The organism is Flagellimonas sp. L-11, from assembly GCF_056857735.1.
In genome coordinates this window covers 63,185-69,872 of sequence record NZ_JBSXNR010000066.1, presented here as the reverse complement: position 1 = coordinate 69,872, position 6,688 = coordinate 63,185, and the positions used below count along the sequence as shown (strand labels likewise).

The following is a 6,688-nucleotide window of genomic DNA, read 5'->3' as shown; positions in this document are numbered from 1 at the left end:
GTAAGGGAACAGGCACGGATTTGGATGGACGATTACAACAATTACAGGCCACACAAGGCCCTGGGATATGTGTCCCCAAAACAATATCTGGAACTTAATTCCTTGTGCGGTACCGCACAAGGAATTAAAAACGATAAATTTTTTTGATGAAGTTTTAGAAAAATAAACAGTTCTATCTAAGGGAAGTCTACAATGCGAGGTGTGATGTCATTGATTTTGATTAAATATTGGGGGTAATCGTATCCGTCCGAGCAACTACACCTCATATCTGGGTTTAGCCCATTTTTCTGGGGAGATTAATCATCCCTGTTTTGTGGTAAAGCTAATGTCTTTGCCTTCAGCCCTTGCCTGACGTACCATTTGTTGCATATCTTCAGGGAGGGAGTCAATAGGGAGGATAAGATCATCAACCATGACCATATTGTTAAAAGGGTTGTCTTTTTCCATTCTGGAAGTAGAGAACTCTGGGCTGAAATGCCACATATCGAACATTTCTTTTATGACCCTGGCTTTATTGGATACTGTTGTAGGCTTTGTACCAAAATAATCGTGGATTTCCTTGGAAGGGATATAGGGTTCAAAGGATTTATCGAACAGGAAGTTGATGGAACCTATGGACTGTATTACCGCAGCAGCCCATATTTCCAGTTTTCCCCTTTTAAATGGGACTTCCCTTTTTCTGCCCATTTTTTTGATGAGCTTTTCGCAGAGTTCAAAATATTCCCCATCAAGTTTCTGGGCGCAAAAGGCCCCGGTAAGTTCCAGAAGGTGTTTTTGTCTTTCTTTAACTTGGTCTTTGGTCATTGTTTTATCTTTTATGGTTTGTCTGCACGGTACCCTGGCAATAATTCCTCCAGTTTTTGGATGTTGTGATCAGGTATTTTTTGGAGTGTGTCCTCTAACCACTCTTGAGGGTCAATGCCTTGCATTTTACAACTACCGAAAAAGGAATATAACATGGCCGCATCTTGTGCAGCCTTGTGGGAGCCTGCGAACAAGAAGTTTTTTCGGCCAAGGGCCAGCGGACGAATGGCATTCTCGATAAGGTTGTTGTCAAGTTCGATTCTGCCATCCTCAAAGATCACCTCGAACTTGGGGTATTGATTTAAAAAATACGTCATTGCTTTTCCCATGGCACTTTTGGGCAACACCTTAAATTGCTCTTCCTGTATCCAGGTCTTGACCTCTTGAAGTAGCGGCAGCACCTTTTGCAGCCTTAGTTCTTTGCGCATTTCGGCATCCCCGGCCGCTGTTTCTTTGATCGCCCGTTCCCGGCTATAAATTTCACTAAATAAAGCCAATGCTTTTTCTGCCCTTGCTTTATCCTGGTCCCGGGCATCCACAAATTTTCGCCTGGCATGCACAAGGCAGCCCGCCATGGCAATGTCCGGATCTACGCCGATTTTATCATACACACTATATCCATCACATTGGACGTAACCCTTGTACCCGTCAAGGAGTTCCTTGGGGCCATGTTGCCCGCGTCCTTTGCGGTAATCAAAGAGCACCAGTTTTCGCAAGGGGTCATGATAGACCCATTGATACCCTTGATGTGTACTGCCTTTTTTATCACTGTCCAATACCTTGATCGGACTTTCGTCGGCCTGGATGTACCCGTCTTCGAGGATTTTCCGCTTTAAGGTATTGTAGAGGGGTTCCAGTAATCGGCAACAACCCGACATCCAGTCACTCAAGGTACTGGAAGCGGGTTCCCAGCCAAACTCCCGTTTAAAACGCTGGATCTGACGATAGAACGGCAAGTGGTCAATATACTTGCTTACCAGGATATAGGCCAATAAACAGGCCTCGGCAATGGATTTTTCGATAGGACGTGTGGGAAGTGGCGCGATGACCACCCCTTGCTGGTCTTTTCTGGCGTATTTAGGACGAATGGTCCGTCTTTTGACCAGACTGGCCGGGGTGTATTCCAGAGTTTCACTGACTTCCTGGCCAATCTTTTTCAGGGTGCTTACATCTTCTTCCGGTTCAAGAATTACTTCCCGTACCGGAAGGTGTTCCGGCAAACTACCGCGCCCAGGGTGTTTTTGTTTTTCCCGGGTATAGGTGATGGTCTCTTTAGGAATGGCCACTTGCCCGGTCTTATCTGCGTTTTCGGAAAAAAGCGATAGTTGCTCCTCCAAGATCTCAGGAATAAAACGTTCCGATTTAAAGCCCTGGATCAGTTTGTAGAGTTGCCCGAGTTGTACCTCCAAAGCGGAGATCTTCTCCTTGAAGGCTCCATTGGACGCTCTAAGTTGCCGGTTTTCTCTCTGTAGCTCCTGATAGGTCATCGGATAGCTAAAATACTACCCTTGTTAAAAATACACCAGTATTCAGCAGGCTTTTTCATAGCGTTTTCTTCGGGCAATATTGGTGATGGCCACCCCGTCGATGAGCATCACCAGTTGGGTGTAATCCAACTGGAGCACACCCACGGATGCATCGTATTTTGGCAACTCAAAGGTGCCTCCCTCCAAGCGCTTGTAATACAAAACAAAGCCTCCGGACTGCCAATGCAGCAACTTGACCTTATTGCGGGCTTTATTGATAAAGATATAGACCGAACCATCCAGGGGACTATGTCCCAATTCTCCAAGGACCAGACCACATAATCCGTCAAAGCTCTTCCGCATATCGGTACCGGGAAGATATAATTGGTAATTCAGGGAGGAACTTAAAGCGAACATTACAGGGGAATTTCGATTTCTACACCGTTGCCCAACCGGATGTACATACTCCGGGAGGATGTTGGCCGGGAAGAATGGGTCGCCGATAAAGGAACAAAATTACTTTTTGTTGGTTTGGCAACCCCCTCCCTGGGAAACTTCTGGAGCCAATAGCAGAGTTTTCCTTTGCTGATTCCATGGGCACGGGCAAAAACCGATTGGCTCTGTCCTGATTCATAATAGCTATTGACCAGCTCACGCATTTCTGTGGCAATTGAAGATCGGGTCATTTTGATTATATTTAGAAAGCTAAATTATAACCCACAGAGGGTTTAGAAAAGATGCACTTGGACGGACGGATACGGGTAATCCAGTGACCCGATATAAGAAATTCCTAGAAAACTTGTGAAGAGTCAAATAAGGATTTTACATAAGGGGTACGGATAAATATAATCAACAAGTTGGAATTGCAGAAAAAGCGGGTTCATTGCCACACCACGCTGTCTTTATCAGCCGTCTGTGCCCCCATCACTATATCGTAAATTTACGAAAAAGGGTTGGAGGCAACTTTATTACAGGCGATGATAAAGGACTTTCTTGCTCTGAACTGTCTACCCCATCCCATCAATAAAGGTTTCCACAAAGTCTTTTACCTTACCTAATATTCTGTCAGATGAAGTAGCTCTCTCCCTAAGGCTTGGCCTTTCGTTCATTACGGCAATAATCGAATCTCGTAAGGGCTCTTTTTCCGTGAACAGGTAATTGCTTACCAAATCAACCAACTTCTGGTAATCCAAGTTTTCTTCTTTGGCCAATTGAAGTATGGCCTTTTTCTTCTCTATCGTCCAAAAGGATTCAAATTCATTGGCCACCAGTTCGGAGTCGGTTATCAAGGGTAGATTTTCCGCTATAAACTTCTCGATCAGTTCTTTTTTGCTCCTTAATTGGGTTTCCGAGGCCAATATGTCTGAAATCGCTTTCCGCTGTTCTTCTTGCTCTTTTGGCTCTGAGTCGTGGAGTTTGGCCAACAGGGTCAGAATATAAGTGACATTTATTTCATCTCTTCGGATCAGTTCCAATTCAAAATCTATATCGTTTAGAATAGATACTTTCTCCTTCTGGGTTTCTGATCTTATGGTGTCATATAAATCCAAGTACTTGCTCTTGTAGTTCTCAAAGGTTTGTTCGTCCATTCCCAAATCCTCAAAACTAAATTCGGTGAATGTTCCAAGTACATTTTTTACGCGCATCAATTCCCTAAAGGCCTTTACAAATTCCAGTTCTTCAGCTTCAGAAACCAAATCGTTCACACTATCAAAGGTTGGTGCAATGGCCTTTACACGCTCAACGGCTTCATCAAATTTTTCAACGTAATTCTCATAGGGTTGCACTATGATCTCTTCAATGGCTTCCTTGTTGGAAAATAGTGTTATGGCCTCGTCAGTGGGTTCTTTAAGGTTTCTAAAGGCCACAACATTTCCTTGGGATTTAACTTCATCCAATATCCTGTTGGTACGGGAATAGGCCTGTATCAAGCCATGGTACTTTAAGTTTTTGTCCACGTAAATGGTGTTCAGCAACTTACTATCAAAACCTGTCAAGAACATATTGACCACCAACAAAACATCTACTTGTCTGTTCTTAACTCGTTTTCCAATATCCTTGTAGTAGGAATAAAATTCATTGGTGGAATAATTGGTTTTGAACATCCCGTTATAGTCAGCTATAAACGCTTCCAATTTATCCCTTGTATGTTTTGTATCGTACCTTGATGGGGGCTCGGCCGCAAAATCATCATAATCCTCATCGGGGATAAAGCCCTGTGCGTCCTCATCCAATTGGTTGGCTTTGTAGGAGAAGATGGTGGCTACTTTTAAATCGTGTTCGCCTGCTTCTTTTTTGGTTTGAAACAATTCATAATACTTTATCAACGTCTTTACATTCTGAACGCAAAAAATGGCCGTATAACGTCGATTATGGGTTTTACGGTTGTGATTGTTGATTATAAAATGAACATTGTTCTCCAATCGCTCAGGAGCCTCCAAAACCTCTGCGGTATTGATGTCCTCTACTTTTATATCGACAACATCATCTTTCGGTTTTACGGTGTTCATATACTCGATTGAGAACTTTAAAACGTTCCTGTCCCGTATGGCATCGGTGATGACGTATTTATGCAAGCACTCCTCAAATAAATCCTTGGTGGTTCTTCTACCCAGCTTGTTTTTTAATGAATTATCGGCGAAAATGGGAGTGCCCGTAAAACCGAACATTTGGGCATTGCCAAAGTAGGTTTTAATGGCATTATGGGTATCGCCAAACTGGCTACGGTGGCATTCATCGAAAATAAATACGATGCGCTCGTTTTTTAGCTTATCCACTTTGGCCATGTGCTTTGGCTTGGAAATGGCCGTATTCAATTTTTGTATGGTGGTAACAATGAGCTTGGTGTCATCGGAGAGCTGTTTGACCAACGTACTTGTATTGTTCGTGGCATCAATGCTACCTTCGCTAAAGCTATTGAACTCTTTGATGGTCTGATAGTCGAGATCCTTACGATCGACCACAAAGACCACTTTGAGCACATCTTCCAAATTGGTAAGTATCTGGGCTGCCTTGAACGAGGTCAATGTTTTGCCCGAACCCGTGGTATGCCATATATAACCAAACTTGTTGCTGTTTTTCACACGCTCCACAATCGCCTCTGTGGCGTAATACTGATATGGGCGCAGCACCATTAAGGTGTTGGCCGTATTCAGCACAATGTATTTGGTGATCATCTTGGAGAGATGGCATGGCTCCAAAAATGCTTTGGCAAACTCACTTAACTGCGTAATGATGTTGTTCTCCCTATCCGCCCAAAAGAAGGTTTGTTTAAAGGAACGTGCTTTTACAGGGTTGTTGGCAAAATACTTTGTGTTGACCCCATTACTGATGACAAAGAGCTGCACGTATTGGAACAAACCACTTCCTGAACCAAACGAATGCCGCTCATAACGGTTGATTTGATTGAAGGCCTCTTTCATTTCCAAGCCCCGTTTTTTCAGCTCTATTTGCACCAATGGCAAACCGTTGATGAGTATGGTGACATCGTAACGGTTTTTGTAAGAACCTTCCATGGTGATTTGGTGGGTGACCTGGTATTGGTTTTTGCACCAATGCACTTGGTTGATCAACTCCACATACCCCGTTTCTCCGTTATCTTTGGTATAAGTGATACGGTCACGAAGTGTTTTGGCCTTTTCAAAAATGTTGCCTTTTGAGAGTTGGTTCAATATTTGCCTAAATTCTGCTTCCGAAAATGTGGTCTGGTTATGTTTTTCCAACTGCCTTTTTAAGTTGGCAACCAACTCAGCTTCATCTTTTATACTGACTTTGGTATAGCCTAAGTCCTGTAGCTGTTCAACAAGGTTTTCTTCTAATATGTATTCGGGTTGGGTGGTCATTTATGATTGGTTTCTTCTTCTCTCAAAGTGTTCCAGTTCAAATTGGGATAAAGTCTGGTTATTTAGAAAATTTACTCTAATGTATTCAATGATAGCCATATAATCATCACTATCGTTTATCTGGGTCCAGCTGACGATGGATTTTGGTAAAATATTGGACTTTTTTGCCAATACAAATAAAGACTCTTGAATACGTCTATCTAAAGGAAAATGGGGTGGTTCAGGGTAATCAAAAAGACACCATAAATACTTCAACAAGAGATTGAGCAGTTTTTGACTGACACCAAAATTCAAACTATGGTTGTTGGATAGTATGTTACTTCTAATGTACCCGTGAGAAGCATCAGAAATACTTTTTATTTGATGTATATGTGTTTTATCATCAATTTTATTATTGTTCTGGTATACTGGTAATATGTCCGTTTCAATAAATTGCTGAAGGTACTTTTTGAACTTCTTTTTTTCATCACTCTTAGCACCTTTTACATAAACATTTGCTCTTTGGAACGCTGCTCCAAAAGTGAGTGTCCAAATCTCATTGTAAATAAATTTATTTTGGTACTTATCCATGATGAA

At 42.4% G+C, this 6,688-nt stretch carries 7 protein-coding genes; 1 reads left to right on the top strand and 6 read right to left on the bottom strand.

What is annotated here, in order from left to right; all coding sequences use genetic code 11:
* A partial coding sequence (locus tag AC13CC_RS11945; protein WP_482876436.1) for an integrase core domain-containing protein occupies positions 1–147 on the top strand: 147 nt, incomplete at its 5' end.
* Positions 148–300: 153 nt separating this feature from the next.
* Here the strand turns inward: AC13CC_RS11945 and AC13CC_RS11940 are convergent.
* The 6 genes from AC13CC_RS11940 to AC13CC_RS11915 form a co-directional block, all read right to left on the bottom strand.
* The gene (locus tag AC13CC_RS11940; RefSeq protein ID WP_275650457.1) at positions 301–804 is read right to left on the bottom strand and encodes a DUF6398 domain-containing protein; all 504 of its coding nucleotides are present in this window, start codon (positions 802–804) and stop codon (positions 301–303) included.
* Between the two features lie 11 nt (positions 805–815).
* Positions 816–2,291: an IS66 family transposase gene (gene tnpC, locus AC13CC_RS11935; RefSeq protein WP_275650456.1), complete on the bottom strand. Its 1,476-nt coding sequence runs from the start codon at positions 2,289–2,291 to the stop codon at positions 816–818.
* Positions 2,292–2,333: 42 nt separating this feature from the next.
* Positions 2,334–2,687 (bottom strand): IS66 family insertion sequence element accessory protein TnpB, encoded by a 354-nt coding sequence (gene tnpB / locus AC13CC_RS11930; RefSeq protein ID WP_326279052.1) that lies wholly within the window; start codon positions 2,685–2,687, stop codon positions 2,334–2,336.
* Complete coding sequence (tnpA, locus tag AC13CC_RS11925; protein WP_275650454.1) at positions 2,687–2,956, bottom strand: IS66 family insertion sequence element accessory protein TnpA; 270 nt, start codon at positions 2,954–2,956, stop codon at positions 2,687–2,689. The genes tnpB and tnpA overlap by 1 nt, the downstream gene beginning before the upstream one ends.
* Before the next feature lie 321 nt (positions 2,957–3,277).
* The gene (locus AC13CC_RS11920; protein ID WP_482876430.1) at positions 3,278–6,112 is read right to left on the bottom strand and encodes a type I restriction endonuclease subunit R; all 2,835 of its coding nucleotides are present in this window, start codon (positions 6,110–6,112) and stop codon (positions 3,278–3,280) included.
* Positions 6,113–6,682, bottom strand: coding sequence for a hypothetical protein (locus tag AC13CC_RS11915; RefSeq protein ID WP_482876429.1), 570 nt, complete (start codon positions 6,680–6,682; stop codon positions 6,113–6,115).
* Positions 6,683–6,688: the final 6 nt, after the last annotated feature.

Excerpts from the sequence above, each read along its gene's own strand:
- AC13CC_RS11940 (WP_275650457.1), bottom strand. The coding sequence starts at position 804 with ATGACCAAAGACCAAGTTAAAGAAAGACAAAAACACCTTCTGGAACTT.
- AC13CC_RS11915 (WP_482876429.1), bottom strand. The coding sequence starts at position 6,682 with ATGGATAAGTACCAAAATAAATTTATTTACAATGAGATTTGGACACTC.
- tnpB (WP_326279052.1), bottom strand. The coding sequence starts at position 2,687 with ATGTTCGCTTTAAGTTCCTCCCTGAATTACCAATTATATCTTCCCGGT.
- tnpA (WP_275650454.1), bottom strand. The coding sequence starts at position 2,956 with ATGACCCGATCTTCAATTGCCACAGAAATGCGTGAGCTGGTCAATAGC.
- AC13CC_RS11920 (WP_482876430.1), bottom strand. The coding sequence starts at position 6,112 with ATGACCACCCAACCCGAATACATATTAGAAGAAAACCTTGTTGAACAG.
- tnpC (WP_275650456.1), bottom strand. The coding sequence starts at position 2,291 with ATGACCTATCAGGAGCTACAGAGAGAAAACCGGCAACTTAGAGCGTCC.